This is a genomic window from Dietzia sp. SYD-A1, from assembly GCF_015356725.1.
GTDB lineage: Bacteria > Actinomycetota > Actinomycetes > Mycobacteriales > Mycobacteriaceae > Dietzia.
Map to the genome: position 1 here is coordinate 1 of NZ_JADDKI010000251.1, position 18,027 is coordinate 18,027.

The window sequence follows — 18,027 nt, forward strand, 5'->3', positions numbered from 1 at the left end:
GGCGTTGTCGGTCGCGGCGGCGGTCGCGGTCAACCGGAGACGCCTCGCCGACGCCGGCGGTGCCGACGGGCACCCGGCCCCCCACACGAGAGCTCACACCGAAGGAGATCCCGATGACCAGTGACCAGTTATCGGGCCACCGCCGGGGCGCCGCCCTGGTCCTGGCCCTGGCCCTCGCCCTCGGCTCGCTGATGTACTCGCCGGCGGCCCGAGCACAGGACTCGGCGGTCGAGCTGACCGATGCCGAGTTCCGATGGGGGTTGAGCAGGCAGAGCGCCGGGCCCAGCCACGGACCCGGACTCAACTTCCTCTCCGCCGGGGACAGCTCGGCGGCGCTCGCCGGGCCCGGGGCGACGATCACCGAACAGACATGGAGGGCCACGTCGGGACAGGTGACGATCGAGAAGCGGTCCGCGAACGGTGGGACATCGACCGCGACCTGGGCCGGGACGCAGACCGACCAGGCGGGCACCGCCCTCCGTGACGCCGCCTCGAGCAGATACAGCGGCCTCGAGATGGTCTTCGGCAAGGGGACCGGAACCGTCGACGCCGCCTCGGGCACGGCGGAGATCCAGTGGAAGGGCACCGCTTCGGTCCTGTACTACTCGGGCCTGGTGTTCCTCAGCGTCACCGACCCGGTCCTCACGGTCACGCCCACGAAGGCCACCGTGACCGCGACCCTGGGTGGGAGACGGAGCGCCCAGGACAACCCCGAGGTGTCGACCCCGGTGCCGTCCCGCATCGTCGTCCTCGCGAATCTCCCCCGCAGTCGCGTGGAACTGGGAGGGAAAAAAGGGTTCTCCGTGACTCCCGAATACCTCGGTGTGCCCTATTCCGCCGGTGCCGGAGAAAACCCTCAGACGAGAGACGGCGCGTATTGGGGAGCTTTCCCGCGGGAATTCGTGGACTTCGCCGCGGAAGCGGGATCCGGGGGATTCTGGTATTCGACCGGAACCTCTGACAGTACGAAACCCGCGCTGCCGATAGCGGTGAGTTGGAATTCGGATGAACCCGAGGAAATGCCGAATTCCGGTGGGTCCGGCGGGTCCGGCGGAATCGTCGGTAGGGTCCTCGACGACACGGTCGAACAGATCCTCCGGGCCGCGGGGACCGACGTCGCCGACACCGCTGCCGCGTGGATGGACGAGGCGTGGAAACCGCTCCAACCCGATGCGGTGAACGCCGCGCGGGACAGCGCGGGCCCGGCCGCGGCGGCACCGGACGCGTCGGCAGCCGAGGGGGGCGGTGTGGACGAGGTCTTCGAAGAGTATTTCGCGGACTACTACACCGCCGGAGCCCCTCTCACCGCCGGGACCGTGGGCGGCACCGTCGCCACGATCCCCGCATCCCCGAGCGGCCCGTCGTCAGGCGGGTCCTCACCCGCGGCGACCCCACCCCTCGTTGACCAGTCGACGATCCCCGTGGCGGCCAACACACCCCTCAACGGCTCCGACGTGGTCTACGCCCAGACTTCCGGCTCCCAGAAGGCCGGAAACCCCACCCACCAATGGCAGTGGTGGGTGGGGACCGCACTGCTCGCGCTCGCGGCAGTGCTGTTCTACCAGACAGTTCGACGAAAGGACTGATGTGAACACATCTCGATCCCGGCTCGCGCTCGCCGGCCGACGGGGCACGATGCTGGGGGCGACGCTCGCGTTGCTGGCCGGAGTCGTCGCAGCCCCGGCGGCCCAGGCCCAGGAGGCGACCCCGGGGACCGTCACGGACGCCTCGTTCGTCTGGGGCATCAGCGGATACGCCCAGAAGGGCATCTTCGGACCGTGGCGCATCGTCGACGCCTCCGGCGACGCCTCGGCGCTCGTCGGGTCGGTCTCGGGTGGCGCGCAGACCGAGTACACCCCCGCTGCGTTCCCGGCCACCTCGATGCCCGTGAACATCGTCTCGGGACAGCAGGCGACGCCCAACGCCATCAAGTTCTCCGACGGTGAGGGTGCGCGCGGCGCGGACGGGACCGTCACCATCGACTGGGACGGCGAGATCACCTTCAACGCCTACCCCGCCAACCTCAACGCGCCGGATGAGACCCTGGCCGATCCGAAGCTGACCGTCAACGCCGACGGGTCCGGAACGCTCGACGCCGATGTGACCATCGGCGCGGCGACTGACATGAACGGCACCCCGACTCCCGAGGTCAACGCCGGTCGCACGACCGTCCTGTCGTTCGGTCCGGGCGCCGCCCAGGTGGCCCAGGACGGCACCATCACCCTGTCGCCCCAGTACGCGGGAGTGCAGCACAACGGCGGGAACCAGGACCGTTCCTGCACCGCGCCGAACATCTGGGGCGCGTGGACCCCCGAGTGGTTGGCGGCCGTGCCGAGCTCGGTGCACCCGCACTACTACAACACCGGGTGTGGAGGAGACCAGAACCTCAAGGGGCCGCTGCCGCTCCAGGTGACCTACGAGCTGACCGAGGACGAGACCCAGGTGCCCGTCGGCACCCCCGAGATCACCGTCTCGGACACCACTCTGGCCGCTGACGGAAGCCACGAGGTGACCATCACGGGTTCCGGGTTCACCGACCCGTCGGTTCTGGGCACACGTCCGCCGCTCGCGGGCAAGCCCGCCGGGTTCTACCTGGTCTACGGCAAGTTCGGGGATGCATGGAAGCCCTCGGCGGGCGGTACCTCCGCCGCTCGCACGGTCGTCGAGCAGAAGTGGGTCCTGGCGGCGGAGAACCACGCCACCATCGGCGGAGCCGCCGCGGGGGCCGTCGAGCTGCGGCCCGACGGCACCTTCACCACGACCGTCACCGTGTCCAAGGACGCGGCCGACGCGAAGTCGGAGACCGGGAGCTACGGGATCTACACCTACGCGGCCTCCGGCGCCGTCCACGCCGCGTGGGAACTCAGCACGCCGATCACCTTCACCACCGGCGGAGATGATGACGACGACACCGGTACCGGGGGCGGCGGCTCGCTCGCGGGCATGACGAACCTGTTCGGCAGCCTGATGTAGGGCGCACACACCGGATGCGGCCCCGACACCGATCCGGTGTCGGGGCCGCGTCGCGTGTCGGCATGTGGCAGTCGGTCAGCGGACGCCCAGGGCCTCCAGGTCGAGGAAGATCCGGTGGTTGAGGTCGAAGGCCCGGGTGGCGGCGGCCAGAGCGGACGCGCGGTCTGTCTCGCCCAGCGGGAGGGCGTCCAGTGCGGCCCGGTAGTCGTCCTTGTAGACCTTGGGCTTGGCGATGTCGAAGTCGTAGAAGCTCAGACCGGTCTCGATGCCGTAGTGGCGGCGCACCATCGTCCTGATGATCTGCCCGCCCGAGAGGTCGCCGAGGTACCGGACGTAGTGGTGCCCGATCAAGGCGGCCGGGTCGGTCGCGCACGCGCGCAACTCGGCCACGTAGGCCTCGGTGGCGGGCACCACCGTGTCGAAGGAGCGGCCCTGGGCGCGGTGCGACTCCAGATCGGCTCGCAACGCCCCGGTCCGCTCGAGGCGCGGGTCGAGAATGGCGGACAGTCTCGGGTCCGCGCCGACCCCGCGGCAGGCGTCCTCGAGCGTCGCGTAGACGGGGAGCGACTGCCGGAGGAGCGCGACCAGGCCTGCCGGCGTGCCCTCACCGTTCATCAGGCGGGTGATGAACGAGGCGTTCTCCGCCTGTTCATGCGCGGCCATCGTCGAGTCATGTAGTGCTCTCGACAAGGGTGCGGAAATGATCGTCTCCATGAGTCCTCCGGGCTTGTTAGGTATGCCTAATGAGGGTACGGCAACGATAAGGGAAAGGCTATGCCGGTAGTGAATTTGAGTGCCGTGAACAATTCCGCGAGTGGTGACCCTGATTCGCTCACCGAATAACGGGTGTGGCGGGCCGGGGCGCAATTTCCCCGGGGCGGTTCCGAGAAAAAGGAAATGTCGGTGAGCGCGGGCCGCCCTCAGCCACGCTCCGCGGCGACGCGGCCCATCCGGGTGAAGGCCTCGGTGAGGATGTCCTCGGAGCACGCGAAGTTCACACGCGCGAACCCCTTGCCCTGGGGCCCGAAGGCTGGACCGTTGCTCAGCGCCACCTTTCCGTCGTCGAGGAACGCCGCGGCGGGGTCGTCACCGAGCCCGGGGTAGGCGCGAAGGTCCAGCCACGCCACGAATCCGGCGTCGGGTCGGCGCCACCGGGCGCGGGGGAGGTGCTCGGCCATGAGCCGGTCCATCAGATCGAGGTTCGAGGCCAGCGCGGCGTTCATCTGCTCCAGCCAGTCCAGTGACCCGGTCAGCGCGGCTTCCGCGGCGAGCGCCCCGAAGTGCCCCACTGCGCCGGACAACGCCGAGCGCCGCACCTCGAACCGCTCGGGATTGCCGTTGACCACGAAGGCGCACTTGAGCCCGGCGAGGTTGAACGCCTTGGACGCGGAGGAGATGGCCAAGCCCACCTCGGGGGCGGTGCCGGAGGCGGCCAGGAACGAGGAGAACCGGACCCCGGGCATCGTCAGGGGCGCCCAGATCTCGTCGGAGACCACCACGGCGTCGTGGCGTGCGGCCAGCTCGGCGAGCTCGGCCAACTCCGCGGAGGAGTGCAGGACACCCGTGGGGTTGTGCGGGTGGCTCAGGAGCACGGCCCTGGCCCCGCCGGCCAGGGCGCGCTCGATGCCCACGAGGTCCAGCCGCGGGTCCTCGCCGTCGTGGTCGACCAGGGGCACCGCGACGGGTGACATCCCCACACGCCGGATCCACGGTCCGAACGGCATGTACACCGGTGGCGTGTAGACCACCCCGCTCCCCGCCGGCAGGGTCCGCGCGAGCGACTCGCGGACGCCCACGCCCACATCGTTGACGGGGACGACCGACTCCTCCGGTACCTCGAACCCGAACCCGGAGTAGTACCGGGCGCACACCCCGGCGAGGCGCTCGATCTCGGCGAAGTATCCGGTGTCACCGTCGGCGACCGCTGTGGCGAGGCGCTCCCGGATGGCCGGGGCCAGCAGGACGTCGGTCTCCGCCACGAACAGCGGCAGGACGTCCTCCGGGTACGCCACCCACTTCTGGCTCCGGCGCCTGCGCAGGACCGACTCGGGAACATCCAGGGGGAACGGCACGGCGGGGGATCCTTTCGACCGGGTTCACGGGATCCCCAGGTTACTCAGCTCCCGGGCGCGTACCCGGGATGCACCCACACGTCGAAACCGCGGGAGTCGGCACCGAACGGGGAGAGTGGCATGAGCGAGACCCAGGTGTCGGTGGCCGAACCGGGGACGGTGCCGGCGGGGATGCCGACGCCGCCCGACGTGGCCGGCCACCCTCGCTGATGGGCGAGCTCGTAGGCGGCCCGGACGCTCCCGTCTGCCGCGGAGCCGGTCGATCCGGTGATCGCATCCGAGAGCCCGGTGACGCGGTGGAGCCGGTGGGGCGTTCCCGAGGGGTCGAGTTGCCAGCAGTCCGATCCCTGCAGGACATAGTTCGAGCACCAGATCTCCGTGTCTCTGCCGAACGGGGACACTACGCGCATGGGTGCACTGTTGGGGGCCCAGAACCGGGGGTCCGACGGCACCACGGCGTACGGCCAGTACGAGAGTTCGGCCCACCCGAACGGGCCCCCGGCGGCGGGTGGGAAGGGGAGGTCGGCCGGCCAGGCGGGATCCTCCAGCGACTGGGCGAGAGCCGTGGGCGCGACCGCCGCCGACCCGAGGAGCGGTGCGGCCACGAGGACCACGGAGAGCACGGCTCGGCGGAATGAGAACGGGTGTGACATGCCGCCACCACACCACGCTCTCCGAGCCCTCACGGCGGGATCGCACGGACGTGAGGACACCGTGACCATGACGTCATACCGGGTAGCGCCGGGGAAACAGGGCGTGCATAACGTCTGTGCGCAGGGGCACCGAGGGGGTGTCCACCTAACTGGAGAGGGGGTCGACCTCATGTCGCGCTCACACGTCATAGAGAACTGGGATCCGGAGGACGACGCGCAATGGGAGGCGGGCGGCAGGAAGACCGCCATGCGCAACCTCTATTGGTCGGTGTTCGCCGAGCACGTCGGGTTCTCGGTGTGGACCCTGTTCGCCGTCATGGTGCTGTTCATGCCCCAGGACGTCTACGGGCTCGACGCCCCCGACAAGTTCCTGGTCTCCGCGGTGGTCACGTTGACCGGGGCCTTCCTGCGCATCCCGTACACGCTCGCCACGGCGACCTTCGGAGGCCGCAACTGGACCATGTTCTCGGCCTTCGTCCTGCTCATCCCCGCGGTCGGGATGTTGTGGATCATGGCGAACCCGGGTCAACCGCTGTGGCTGTACCTCGTCGTCGGCGCGATCGCCGGGCTGGGCGGCGCCAACTTCGCGTCGTCCATGACCAACATCAACGCCTTCTTCCCCCAACGGGAGAAGGGCTGGGCGCTCGGCCTCAACGCGGGCGGGGGCAATCTGGGCGTGGCGACGATCCAGATCGTGGGGCTCATCGTGATCGCCCTCGCGGGTAACCGGTCACCCCACTGGGTGATCGGGGTCTACATCGTCCTCCTCGTGGTCGCGGGGATCGGCGCGGCCCTGAAGATGGACAACCTCGCGCACCAGACCGTTGACGTCCAGAGCATGAAAGACATGACCCGCGACAAGGACGGCTGGGTGCTGTCGCTGCTGTACATCGGCACGTTCGGTTCGTTCATCGGCTTCGCCTTCGCGTTCGGACAGATGCTCACCATGACCTTCACCGGCAACGGCCAGGATCCCGCCCAGGCGGCGCTCCACGCGGCGCAGATCACCTTCCTCGGACCGCTGCTGGGCTCGCTGACCCGCATGGTCGGCGGCCGGCTCTCCGACCGGTTCGGCGGCGCACGGGTGACCTTCGCGGTGTTCTGCGGAATGGCGGTCACCACGGTGGCGCTCGTGGTGACCTCGAACATCCAGGCCTCGAATGACGGCCGCCTCTCGGGGGGCGCGCTCGTGTTGTTCTTCGCGGCCTTCCTGACACTCTTCGGGCTCACCGGGGTGGGGAACGCCTCGGTGTACAAGATGATCCCGTCCGTCTTCGAGGCCCGCAGTCACACGCTCGGACTCGACGAGGCCGCACGGACCTCGTGGTCGCGGGCTCATGCGGGAGCACTCATCGGGGTCGCCGGCGCGGTCGGGGCGTTCGGTGGGTTCCTCATCAACATGACCCTGCGCACGTCCTACCAGTCCTCGGGGGCGGCCACCTCGGCGTTCGTCGTGTTCATGGTCTTCTACGTGGTGGCCGCGATCATCACCCGCGTGGTGTACATGCGTGCCTCGGCCGGCGTCGATTCGGTCGCCGCGGCACCCACCCGCGCACGGGTCCCCGTGGGCGCCGAGGCCTGACAGGTCACGGCTGACAGGTCACGGCTGACAGGTCCACGGCTGACAGAGCACGGCTGAGCGAGACGAAGAGGACACATGGTGCACGCGTTGACGACGACCGGCCGCCCGACACACACCCACTGCCCGTACTGCGCCCTCCAGTGCGCGATGTCGGTGACCCCGCCCTCGGACGGCGGGCAGGTGACGATCACCCCGGAGCAGTTCCCCACCAACCGGGGCGGGTTGTGCCGGAAGGGCTGGACGTCGGCAGCGTTGCTCGACCACCCGGAGCGGATCACCACGCCGCTGATCCGGGTGGACGGGCAGCTGCGTCCGACCGACTGGGACACCGCGTTGACCCGTGTCACCGACGGCATCCGGCGGGCGCAGGCCTCAGGGGGGCCCGACGCGGTGGCCGTGTTCGGTGGGGGAGGCCTCACCAACGAGAAGGCCTACACACTGGGCAAGTTCACCCGGCTCGCGCTGGGGAGCAGACTCGTGGACTACAACGGGCGGTGGTGCATGTCGAGCGCGGCGGCCGGGGCCAACCGCAGTTTCGGGCTGGACCGGGGGTTGCCATTCCCAGTGACCGACCTCGACGAGGCCCGGGCGGTGCTCCTCATCGGGGCGAACCCCGCCGACACCATGCCCCCGTTCGTCCAGCACCTGGACACCGCCGCCTCGGCCGGCGGCATGGTGGTGGCGGATCCCCGGCTCAGCGCGACAGCCCACCGCGCCGTCGACGGCGGCGGGATCCATCTGAGGCTGCGGCCGGGCACGGACTCCGCGCTGGCCCTCGGGCTCCTGCACGTCGCCGTGGTGGGTGGGTACCTGGACACCGGGTACGTCGCCGCCCGTACGTCGGGTTTCGACGACGCGTGGGCGATCGCTGCGGACTGGATGCCCGATCGCACCGAACGCGTCACCGGGGTCTCGGCCGGTCAGCTCGAACGCACGGTGGAGCTACTGGCGGACTCCAGGGACGCGGGCACCGGTGCGTACGTGCTCACCGCCCGGGGGGCCGAACAGCACTCACGGGGGACCGACACGGTCGGCGCCGTGATCGCCCTCGCGCTGGCACTGGGACTACCGGGCCGGCCCGGTACGGGCTACGGAACCCTCACCGGCCAGGGGAACGGGCAGGGGGGCCGGGAGCACGGGCAGAAGGCCGATCAACTCCCCGGATACCGGATGATCACGGACCCGGCCGCTCGCGCGCACGTCGCCGCGGTCTGGGGCGTGGAGCCCGAGGAGATCCCCGGCCCCGGGCTCTCGGCCTTCGAGCTCCTGGACGCCCTCGGGCAGCCCGGCGGTCCCACGGCGATGCTGCTCCACGCATCGAACCCCGTGGTCTCCGCCCCCGACGCCGAGCGGATCACCGCGCGGCTCCGTGCGTTGGACACCCTCGTGGTGGCCGACTTCGTCCTCTCCGAGACCGCGGAGCTCGCCGACGTCGTCCTGCCGGTCCCGCAGTGGGCGGAGGAGGAGGGCACGCTGACCAACCTCGAGGGCCGGGTGTTGCGTCGACGCCGCTCGGTCACCCCGCCGGACGGTGCCCGCGACGAACTCTGGATCTGGAACGAGCTCGCACGCCGCCTCGGGCGGCGGCCGGATCGGTTCCCGACCGACCCTCGGGTGGTGTTCGACGAGCTGGCGCGCGCCTCCGCCGGGGGTAAGGCGGACTACTCGGCGATGGACTGGGACCGGCTCGACGCGGGGGAGGCGCTGTTCTGGCCGTGCGGTGCCGACTCCCCGGCCGGTACGCCGCGCATGTTCCTCGACCGCTTCGCCACCGAGGACGGCCGCGCCCGCTTCGCCGTCGCCGCCGTGGACCGGCCCGCGGAGGACACCTGCGCGGACTACCCGCTGCTGGGCACCACGGGGCGGGTGCTCTCCCACTACCAGTCCGGCGCCCAGACGCGGCGGGTTCCGGAGCTGGCCTCCGCTGCCCCCGACATGTGGGTCCAGGTCCATCCGGTGGTGGCACGGGCCGCGGGGCTCGACGACGGCGGACGCGCCCGCGTGGTGTCCCGTCGCGGCGCCGTCGAGGCGCTCGTGCGGTGCGACGAGGACATGCGGACCGACACCCTGTTCCTGCCGTTCCATTACGCCGGGGCCGCCCGAGCGAACCTCGTGACCCTGCCGGAGCTCGACCCCTACAGCCGCATGCCCCAGTTCAAGGCGTGTGCCGTACGGCTGGAGGCCGCATGACGCGGGTGGTGGTGGTGGGAGCCGGGATGTCCGGTGCGCGGCTCGCCGAGGAGCTCCGCCGCACCGAACCGGATCCCGAGACGATGGCGGTGACCGTCCTCGGCGACGAACCCGAGGCGCCGTACAACCGGATCATGCTCTCGCACGTGGTGGCCGGCGGTATGGGCGACCCGGGAGCCACCCGGCTCAAGCCCTCCGGATGGTGGGAGCGCAACCACATCGGGATGCGCACGGCGGCCTCGGTGCAGGGTGTGGACAGGGTGGCACGGGAGGTGGAGCTCGCCGACGGTGAGCGCGTCCCGTACGACCACCTGGTGCTCGCGACCGGATCCGAGGCCACGATCCCGCCGATCGAGGGGGTCCGCGGCCCGGACGGTTCCCTCGCCGCGGGGGTGTTCCCGCTCCGCGACGCCTCGGACTGCCGCGGACTCACCGCCCATCTGGAGGAGCACCCCGGACGGGTCGCCCTGGTGGGCGGCGGCTTCATCGGCCTGGAGGTGGCGTGCGCGTTGGCGCGGTCGGGACGGGACGTCGTCGTCGTCCACCCACGGGCCTGGCCGATGGACTCGCACCTGGACGCCGACGGTGGCCGCGTGCTCATCCGCGCGCTGGACGAGCTCGGCGTCCGCATGGTGACCGGTGCGCGGGCCGCGCGCTGGGACGGCGCGGCGCTGGGGCTCGACGACGGGACCGAGATCGGGTGTCGGACCGTCGTCCTCTCGGCCGGGACCAGGCCGCGCACCCGGCTGGCCGCGGCCGCCGGACTCGAGGTGGGCCGGGGGATCGTCGTCGACGACACCCTCCGGACCAGCGACCCGGACATCAGTGCGATCGGTGACTGCGCCGAGCACCGCGGGTGCGTGACCGGACTGGTCGGGCCCGCCTGGGATCAGGCAGGCGTGGTCTCCGCCCGACTCGCGGGTGCGACCCCGGCCGCGAGGTACACCGGCGGCGTCGCGGTGACCAGGCTGAAGGCGTTCGGGGTCGACGTGGTCTCCCTCGGGGAACTCGCTGACGACATCCACGCCACCGGGGTGGAGGTGACCGCGGTCTGCGAGCCCTCACGTGGCCGGTACGCGCGGGTGGACGTGGTGGACTCCCGCGTGACCGGGGCGGTGCTCGTGGGTCACCCCGAGCCCGTCGGATTCCTCACCCAGCTCTACGAACACGCGCTGCCCGTCCCCGACGACGTGCTGTCCGTCGTGCTCGGTCGGGCCGGCGCCGCGACCACCGACACCCCGTCCACGATGCCGGCCGCGGCCGTGGTCTGCCGGTGCAACGGGGTGAGCAAGGCCGACCTCGTCCACGCGTGGTCCGAGGGACACCGGGACGTGGCGGCGATGGCCTCCCGGACCCGCGCGGGGACCGGGTGCGGGGGGTGTTCCGCCGCCGTGGACGGCATCTGCGGATGGCTGCGGGACTGCGCGTGACGGACCACCTCCCCGGGCACCCGGGACCCCGGGCGCCGGGGCCGGCGACACACGGACGACACAGGACTGAGGCAGGATGGACACCGTGACGACCAACGACGACTTACCACTGCTGGGCCGTACGGTCGCGGTGACGGCCGCGCGTCGGGCGTCGGAACAGAAGGTCCTCCTCGAACGCCGGGGTGCGACGGTCCTGCACGCGCCGGCGATCCGGATGATCCCCGTGGCCGAGGACGAGCTGGTCCGCTCCGCCACCGCCCGGGTGCTCGCCGCCCCCGCCGACCTCATGGTCCTCACCACGGCGACCGGTGTCCGGTGGTGGACACAGGTGTGTGAGGAGTGGGGGTACTCGACGGACCTGCACGCCCTGATGGACCGGGTGCCGCTGTACTCCCGCGGACCCAAGGTCACCGGAGCACTCCGCGCGGCCGGCCTGCGCGAGCACGCGTCGGCGGCGAGCGAGGCGACCCCCGAACTACTGGAGATGCTGCTGGAGCGCGGGGTCGACGGCCTCACCGTGGCCGTGCAGCTGCAGGGGGCGAGCTCGGACTGGAACCCCATGGCACCGCTGGTGGAGGGACTCCGCGAGGCGGGAGCCGAGGTGATCGTGGTGCCCATCTACCGGTGGGAGCTCCCCGAGGACCTGGAGGCCTTCGACGACCTCGTCCGGACCGTCGCCCGGGCGGGAGTCGACGGGGTCACGTTCACCGCCGCCCCGGCCGTGGTCTCGATGCTCGAGCGGGCGGACCTGATGGGGATCCACGATGACGTGCTGGACGCCCTGTCCGGCCCGGTCGCCGCCCTCTGCGTGGGGCCGGTGACCGCCGAACCTCTCGTCGAGCTGGGTGTGCCCGTGTCGATGCCGGACCGGATGCGCCTCGGCGCGCTCATGCGGCACGTCACCGACGAGTTGGTCGCGCGGTCGCGGACCGTGACGGCGGCAGGGCACGAGCTCACCGTGTGTGCGGCCGGGGTCCTCATGGACGGTCGCCCCATCGAGCTCTCGCCGGCGCCGCTGGCGCTGTTGCAGGCGATGGCGGACCGGCCGGGCAAGTGCCTGAGCCGGGAGGACCTCCTCGCCGTACTCCCCGGCGACGGCGCCGACCCCCACGCCGTGGAGACGGCGATGGGACGCCTGCGCAGAGCGCTCGGGGTCCCCGGCCTCGTGACCACCGTGGTCAAACGCGGATACCGGCTCTCGGTCTAGAGTCGGCGCTCGGTCCAGAACCACCGGGGGACAGGACGGGCCACACGCGCGAACAGGCGCCACCACGTGAACCACGCGGTGGCGCCTGAGTGGCGGTACGGCCCGATCAGGGGCGCACCAGGTGTACTCGGCTAGGCGGCGGTCCGACTGGTCTGGTGCCGGATCGCGGGCTGCGTCGAGACCAGAACCGTGCCGTCGACGACCCTGGCGGGGAAGACGGACAGCCCGTACGCCTCGTCGTCGATCCCCCGTCCGTCGTCCAGGGCGTACGCCTGCTTGCCGATGGGGGAGATGGCCACCGGAACGCCCCCACGGTCGCCGACGAGACCGCGGCTCATCACGGCGGCCCGGGCGATCGGGTCGATGTTGCACAGGGCGTGGACGCTCCCGTCGTCCAGGAGGTAGACGGCGATCTGTCGGCCGTCGGGCAGCAGGGCGGCGACGCCCCGACCCGGGATGAGCCGATCGAGGGAGCAGACCACGATCTCGGTCGGGGAGAGGGTGGCGGTCATGATGGTGTCCTTTCTGAATGTGCTGCTGGGTGGTCAGGCCCGTGCGGGCATCGCGGGGGAGCCGAGAAGAACGGGGACCTTGCGGCCGTCCTGCTCCTCGAACTCGACGGTGGGGTCCGGGGACTCGGGGGCGTTGACGAAGGACACGAAGCGCGCGAGCTTGTCCGGGTCGTCGAGGACGGCGGACCACTCGTCCACGTAGCCCGCCACATGCGCTTCCATGCGGCCCTCGAGTTCCGCCGCCAGGCCGAGCGAGTCGTTGCACACCACCTCGCGGAGATGGTCGATCCCACCGTCCATCGACTCGAGCCAGGGCGCCATCCGCTGCAAGCGCTCGGCGGTCCGGACGTAGAACATCACCGTCCGGTCGATGTAGCGGATCAACTCCTCGTCGGTCAGGTCCCCCACGAGGAGTTGCGCGTGCCGGGGCGTCGCGCCCCCGTTGCCGCCGACGTAGAGGTTCCAGCCGGTCTCCGTGGCGATCACGCCGACGTCCTTGCCGCGGGCCTCCGCGCACTCGCGGGCGCAGCCCGAGACCGCCATCTTGATCTTGTGGGGGGCGCGCAGCCCGCGGTAGCGGTTCTCCATCGTCACCGCCATCCCGACGGAGTCCTGCTGTCCGTACCGGCACCACGAGGTGCCGACGCAGCTCTTGACGGTGCGCAACGACTTGCCGTACGCGTGCCCCGACTCCATCCCGGCGTCCACGAGCCGCTTCCAGATCACCGGCAGTTCCTCGACGCGCGCCCCGAACATGTCGATGCGCTGACCTCCGGTGACCTTGACGTACAGGTCGTGGTCGCGGGCGATCTCCCCGATCACGATGAGCTGCTCCGCGGACACCTCACCTCCCGGCATACGGGGAACCACCGAGTACGTGCCGTTCTTCTGGATGTTGGCGAGGAAGTGGTCGTTGGTGTCCTGCAGGGCGGCCTGCTCGCCGTCGAGGACGTGGTCGGAGCTCGTGGAGGCGAGGATCGAGGCGACTGTGGGCTTGCAGATGTCACAGCCGGTCCCGTGGCCGAAGCGCTCGATGAGACCGGAGAAGGTCCGGATGCCGGTGACCGTGACGATCTCGAAGAGTTCGGAGCGGGACTGCTCGAAGTGTTCGCACAGCGCCGTCGACTGCTCGACCCCCTCCGCCTCGAGGACCTGCTTGAGCAGGGGGATGCACGATCCGCACGAGGTGCCGGCCCGGGTGCAGGACTTGAGGTCGGCCACGTCGCAGGCGCCGCCGCAGATCGCCTCGCGCACGTCGCCCTTGGTGACGGCGTTGCACGAGCAGATCTGTGCCTCGTCGGGGAGCGCCTCCACGCCGACCCCGGGCCCGGCGTCGGTCGTCCGTGAGATGAGTGAGATCGGGTCGTCGGAGGGCAGGGCGCGGCCGACGAGTGGCTTGAGCAGCGAATACGGCCCGGAATCACCGACGAACACCCCTCCCAGGAGGGTCGTGGCGTCGTCACTCATCACCAGCTTGGAGTAGGTCCCCGCGACGGGGTCGTTGACCACCACCTCGAGGCAACCGGGCGTGACGCCGTGCGCATCGCCGAAACTCGCCATGTCCACGCCGAGGAGCTTGAGTTTGGTGGACAGGTCGGCCCCGGTGAACTCGCCCTCTCCGCTGAGGATCGTGGACGCGGCGACCTCGGCGGAGGTGTACCCGGGGCCGACGAGCCCGTAGCAGGTGCCGTCGATGGCGGCGCACTCGCCGATCGCGTAGATGTTCGGGTCGGAGGTCCGGCACCCGAGGTCGGTGAGGATGCCGCCCCTCTCGGCGGTGTCCAGTCCGGACAGCCTCGCGAGCTCGTCCCGCGGTCGAACACCCGCCGAGAACACCACGAACGCCGCGTCGACGACCGTGGTGACGCCCTCGTCGTCGGTCAGCCGGACGGATACGCCGTCTGCCGTCTCGGTGATCTCCGTTCCGGTGATCGAGAGGTGGATCTCGATCCCGAGGTCACGGATGAGCGAGGCCAGAACATGCCCGCCCCCGGCGTCGACCTGCAGCGGCATGAGCCGGTCGTTGCGCTCCACCACGTGTGGCGTGAGCCCGAGCAGGCTCACCGCGTTGGCGGCCTCGAGCCCGAGCAGACCGCCGCCGATCACCACCCCGTGGGAGCCGGCCCCGGCGCGGTCGGCGGCCGCGCGGATCCCGTCGAGATCGTCGAGGGTGCGGTAGACGTGGCACCCCGGCAGGTCGTGGCCGGGTACGGGCGGGACGAACGCCCGCGACCCCGTCGCGAGGACCAGTGTGTCGTAGGCGATCCGCTCACCCGACGTCAGTTCGACCTCGCGGACCTCGCGGTCGATCGAGGTGACCAGCTGGCCTGATCGCACGGTCACCCGGGGGTCGGCCGCGTGCTGCGCGTCCTCGAGGTGCAGCGACTCGCGGTCCCACTCACCGACGTAGGAGGACAGGCCCACGCGGTCGTACGCCGGGTCCGACTCCTCGCCGATCACCGTCACGGTGAGATCGGCGGTGGCCCACCGGGATGCGAGGGTGGAGACGAACCGATGGGCGACCATTCCGTGCCCGACGACGACGATGTGCTCGGTCATGGGGGGACCTCCTTCTAGCCTGTGCCGACCAGGCTAGGAACCGCGTGTTGCCGTTCAATGGCGGCGGATCACGGCGCCGTGACGACTTGCTCACAAGTCGAGGGACGCCGGGTGAGGACCCCGTGGGGTGGCGGGAGGAGGGCCCCGCAGAGGGGGCCGGGTCAGTCCAACGGGAGGAGGTTGGTGGGGGTCTGGGACACCTCGTCGACCCGATCGAGCTTCTGGCGCAGGGACTCCCACTCACCGGCGGGGATCTCCCTCGTCAGTCGCCGGAGGACGGCGGTATCCGGGGTGGCCCACGCGACGGGCATGGGGGAGATGAACTGGTACAGGTTGTCGGCGCCGCGGGCGCTGCGGTTACCCACCACCGCGACGCAGGGGACCCGCTCGCCCACACGGGCCTCGTGACCGGGGATCTTCTCGCAACTGCGGACCGCCAGGGCGGGCAGCGTGCCGGCGGATCGGTCGACGGCGCGGTCGACCAGGGCCAGCAGCGTCACTCCGCGCGGTCGGACCTCCGCGACGATCGCCGGGACCAGTTCCGAGGTGGCGTAGGTGTGCGCCATCGACCCCATCTTGCGGGGGATGTACCAGATCATCGCCAGGCACCCGATCGCGAAGACCCCGGCCACGGTGGCGACGATCCACCCCCATGCGGCCAGCTCGGAGTACAGGAGCATCCCGGCCCCCGCGGCGAGGACGACGACGCCGAGGACGCCCGCCGACCACTGGAGGCGACGCACCTCGGCCAGGCTCTCGTTGTTCCTGCGGACCCAGGCGTCGTCGACGGGGAAGTCGGCGAGGCGGTACTGCTCGTGCGGCGTGCGGGAGGTGCGGTCTGAGGCCATGGGTCCAGTATCCCAGGCGTCGCGGGGCGGGCGCGGCGACCAGGGTGGTTCGTGTGCCCTCAACCGACCTCGGGCAGGTCCGGTCCGAGCAGGTCGTCGGCGTCGACGATCCGGTACGCGTACCCCTGCTCGGCGAGGAAACGCTGGCGGTGGGCCGCGTACTCGGCGTCGAGGGTGTCCCGGGAGACCACCGAGTAGAAGTGGGCCTGCCCGCCGTCCTGCTTGGGACGGAGGAGTCGTCCGAGCCGCTGCGCCTCCTCCTGACGGGAGCCGAAGGTCCCGGAGACCTGGACCGCCACGCTCGCCTCGGGCAGGTCGATGGAGAAGTTCGCGACCTTGGACACCACGAGGGTGGAGATCTCCCCGGAACGGAAGGCGTCGAACAGTGCCTCCCGCTCCTTGGTGGGCGTGGAGCCCTGGATGACCGGTGCGTCGAGCTCGCCCCCGAGCTGCTCCAGCTGGTCGAGGTAGGCGCCGATCACCAGGGTCGGCGCGCCCGCGTGCCGGGCGAGGATGCTCTTGACCACCGCGGTCTTGGTCCGCGCGGTCGAGCACAGTTTGTACTTGTCCTCCGCCTCGGCGGTGGCGTACATCATGCGTTCGTTCTCTGTGAGCGTCACGCGCACCTCCACACAGTCGGCCGGGGCGATCCATCCCTGTGCCTCGATGTCCTTCCAGGGGGCGTCGTATCGCTTGGGGCCGATGAGGGAGAACACGTCCCCTTCCCGTCCGTCCTCGCGCACCAGGGTGGCGGTGAGCCCGAGTCGGCGACGCGACTGCAGGTCCGCGGTCATCCGGAAGACCGGTGCCGGGAGCAGGTGCACCTCGTCGTAGATCATCAGCCCCCAGTCACGGGAATCGAACAATTCGAGTGCGCGGTGCACGCCCTTGGTCTTGCGGGTGACGACCTGGTAGGTGGCGATGGTGACCGGGCGGATCTCCTTGCGCTCACCCGAGTACTCGCCGATCTCGTCCTCCGTGAGCGTGGTGCGGGCGAGCAGTTCGCGTTTCCACTGCCGCCCGGCGACGGTGTTGGTCACGAGGATGAGCGTCGTGGCCTTGGCGCGGGCCATCGCCGCGGCACCGACCATGGTCTTGCCGGCGCCACAGGGCAGCACGACGACACCGGACCCGCCGGCCCAGAAGGAGTCCGCCGCCATCTGCTGGTAGTCGCGCAGCTCCCAGGGCTCGGACTCGGTGGACAGCGCGATCTCGTGCGCCTCGCCGTCGACGTACCCGGCCAGGTCCTCGGCCGGCCATCCCACCTTGAGCAACTCCTGCTTGAGGCGGCCGCGCTCGGAGGGGTGGACGATCACGGTGTCCGCGTCGATCTGGGCGCCGAGCATCGGGGCGATCTTCTTGTGCCGTCTGACCTCGGCGAGCACGGCGGCGTCCAGCGAGATCAACGTCAGACCGTGGACCGGGCTCTTGACCAGTTGGAGGCGGCCGTAGCGGGCCATCGTGTCCGCGATGTCGACGAGCAACGGCTGAGGGACGGGGAAACGGGAATAGGTGACCAGTACGTCGACGACCTGCTCGGCGTCGTGCCCGGCGGCCCGCGCGTTCCACAGGGCGAGCGGCGTGATCCGGTAGGTGTGCACGTGCTCGGGCGCGCGCTCGAGTTCGGCGAACGGTGCCAGGGCCTGTCGGGCGTCGCCTGCCTGGTCGTGGTCGATCTCCAGCAGCACGGTCTTGTCCGACTGGACGATCAGCGGTCCACCACTCACTTCGGTTCTCCTCGCGTGTCGCGGGTCCGGTCGGGCCCGACCCTCCAGTGTCCCGAATTTCGCCTCAGCGTGTCGGGTCGACGTCCGCGACGGAGATGACGCGGTGCAGCGGCAGGCTCACGGCCTCGGCGGAGTCGGGCTCGATTCCCTCGATCCGTCCCCCTGCGACGGAGACGGGGACGACGAGCCGCGACGTCGAACGGCCCTGCGCGTCGACCACCGAGACCGTCACCGCGGTGCCCGACCCCGCGGCCTCGTGCAGGCGGGCGATGGC

The 18,027-nt window shown here is 70.8% G+C and carries 14 protein-coding genes; 6 read left to right on the top strand and 8 right to left on the bottom strand.

Annotated elements, in window-relative coordinates:
* Positions 1-113 precede the first annotated feature (113 nt).
* Positions 114-1,586, top strand: coding sequence for an HtaA domain-containing protein (locus IY392_RS10985; protein WP_194861225.1), 1,473 nt, complete (start codon positions 114-116; stop codon positions 1,584-1,586).
* Position 1,587: 1 nt separating this feature from the next.
* Positions 1,588-2,973 (top strand): hypothetical protein, encoded by a 1,386-nt coding sequence (locus IY392_RS10990; protein WP_107755824.1) that lies wholly within the window; start codon positions 1,588-1,590, stop codon positions 2,971-2,973.
* 75 nt (positions 2,974-3,048) lie between these two features.
* On the opposite strand, the gene IY392_RS10995 is transcribed toward IY392_RS10990, so the two are convergent.
* The 3 genes from IY392_RS10995 to IY392_RS11005 all read right to left on the bottom strand — a co-directional run bounded on the left by IY392_RS10995 (position 3,049) and on the right by IY392_RS11005 (position 5,698).
* Positions 3,049-3,687 carry a heme oxygenase (biliverdin-producing) gene (locus IY392_RS10995; RefSeq protein ID WP_228549292.1) on the bottom strand — a complete coding sequence of 213 codons (639 nt, stop codon included), beginning with the start codon at positions 3,685-3,687 and terminating at the stop codon, positions 3,049-3,051.
* 206 nt (positions 3,688-3,893) lie between these two features.
* Positions 3,894-5,045, bottom strand: a complete 1,152-nt coding sequence (locus tag IY392_RS11000; RefSeq protein WP_194861226.1) for an aminotransferase class I/II-fold pyridoxal phosphate-dependent enzyme — start codon at positions 5,043-5,045, stop codon at positions 3,894-3,896.
* A 44-nt stretch (positions 5,046-5,089) separates the two neighbouring features.
* On the bottom strand, positions 5,090-5,698 hold the full coding sequence (locus IY392_RS11005; protein WP_194861227.1) for a hypothetical protein: 609 nt from the start codon (positions 5,696-5,698) through the stop codon (positions 5,090-5,092).
* 169 nt (positions 5,699-5,867) lie between these two features.
* Here IY392_RS11005 and IY392_RS11010 point away from each other — a divergent pair, with 169 nt between their 5' ends.
* The 4 genes from IY392_RS11010 to IY392_RS11025 all read left to right on the top strand — a co-directional run bounded on the left by IY392_RS11010 (position 5,868) and on the right by IY392_RS11025 (position 12,107).
* Complete coding sequence (locus IY392_RS11010) at positions 5,868-7,280, top strand: MFS transporter (protein ID WP_107755828.1); 1,413 nt, start codon at positions 5,868-5,870, stop codon at positions 7,278-7,280.
* A 75-nt stretch (positions 7,281-7,355) separates the two neighbouring features.
* On the top strand, positions 7,356-9,470 hold the full coding sequence (locus IY392_RS11015) for a molybdopterin oxidoreductase family protein (protein WP_194861228.1): 2,115 nt from the start codon (positions 7,356-7,358) through the stop codon (positions 9,468-9,470).
* Positions 9,467-10,900, top strand: a complete 1,434-nt coding sequence (locus IY392_RS11020; protein ID WP_194861229.1) for an FAD-dependent oxidoreductase — start codon at positions 9,467-9,469, stop codon at positions 10,898-10,900. Before IY392_RS11015 ends, IY392_RS11020 begins: the two co-directional genes overlap by 4 nt.
* A 76-nt stretch (positions 10,901-10,976) precedes the next feature.
* A complete protein-coding gene (locus IY392_RS11025; protein WP_107755831.1) occupies positions 10,977-12,107 on the top strand; it encodes a uroporphyrinogen-III synthase in 1,131 nt (376 codons plus the stop codon).
* A gap of 131 nt (positions 12,108-12,238) precedes the next feature.
* Here IY392_RS11025 and nirD read toward each other — a convergent pair whose 3' ends face one another.
* The 5 genes from nirD to IY392_RS11050 all read right to left on the bottom strand — a co-directional run.
* Entirely contained in the window at positions 12,239-12,619 is a 381-nt protein-coding gene (nirD, locus tag IY392_RS11030) for a nitrite reductase small subunit NirD (RefSeq protein ID WP_107755832.1), read from the bottom strand.
* A gap of 33 nt (positions 12,620-12,652) precedes the next feature.
* Complete coding sequence (gene nirB / locus IY392_RS11035; RefSeq protein ID WP_194861230.1) at positions 12,653-15,178, bottom strand: nitrite reductase large subunit NirB; 2,526 nt, start codon at positions 15,176-15,178, stop codon at positions 12,653-12,655.
* 161 nt (positions 15,179-15,339) lie between these two features.
* Positions 15,340-16,026: a DUF3239 domain-containing protein gene (locus tag IY392_RS11040; RefSeq protein WP_107755834.1), complete on the bottom strand. Its 687-nt coding sequence runs from the start codon at positions 16,024-16,026 to the stop codon at positions 15,340-15,342.
* A gap of 59 nt (positions 16,027-16,085) precedes the next feature.
* Positions 16,086-17,753, bottom strand: coding sequence for a DNA repair helicase XPB (locus IY392_RS11045; protein ID WP_107755835.1), 1,668 nt, complete (start codon positions 17,751-17,753; stop codon positions 16,086-16,088).
* 64 nt (positions 17,754-17,817) lie between these two features.
* Positions 17,818-18,027, bottom strand: a 210-nt coding sequence (locus IY392_RS11050) for a hypothetical protein (RefSeq protein WP_194861231.1), incomplete at its 5' end; no start/stop codon positions are given.

What these genes read in the sequence shown, in the direction of transcription:
- IY392_RS10985 (WP_194861225.1), top strand. Translation starts at nt 114, where the DNA reads ATGACCAGTGACCAGTTATCGGGCCACCGCCGGGGCGCCGCCCTGGTC.
- IY392_RS10995 (WP_228549292.1), bottom strand. Translation starts at nt 3,687, where the DNA reads ATGGAGACGATCATTTCCGCACCCTTGTCGAGAGCACTACATGACTCG.
- IY392_RS11005 (WP_194861227.1), bottom strand. Translation starts at nt 5,698, where the DNA reads ATGTCACACCCGTTCTCATTCCGCCGAGCCGTGCTCTCCGTGGTCCTC.
- IY392_RS11010 (WP_107755828.1), top strand. Translation starts at nt 5,868, where the DNA reads ATGTCGCGCTCACACGTCATAGAGAACTGGGATCCGGAGGACGACGCG.
- IY392_RS11015 (WP_194861228.1), top strand. Translation starts at nt 7,356, where the DNA reads ATGGTGCACGCGTTGACGACGACCGGCCGCCCGACACACACCCACTGC.
- IY392_RS11020 (WP_194861229.1), top strand. Translation starts at nt 9,467, where the DNA reads ATGACGCGGGTGGTGGTGGTGGGAGCCGGGATGTCCGGTGCGCGGCTC.
- IY392_RS11025 (WP_107755831.1), top strand. Translation starts at nt 10,977, where the DNA reads ATGGACACCGTGACGACCAACGACGACTTACCACTGCTGGGCCGTACG.
- nirD (WP_107755832.1), bottom strand. Translation starts at nt 12,619, where the DNA reads ATGACCGCCACCCTCTCCCCGACCGAGATCGTGGTCTGCTCCCTCGAT.
- nirB (WP_194861230.1), bottom strand. Translation starts at nt 15,178, where the DNA reads ATGACCGAGCACATCGTCGTCGTCGGGCACGGAATGGTCGCCCATCGG.
- IY392_RS11040 (WP_107755834.1), bottom strand. Translation starts at nt 16,026, where the DNA reads ATGGCCTCAGACCGCACCTCCCGCACGCCGCACGAGCAGTACCGCCTC.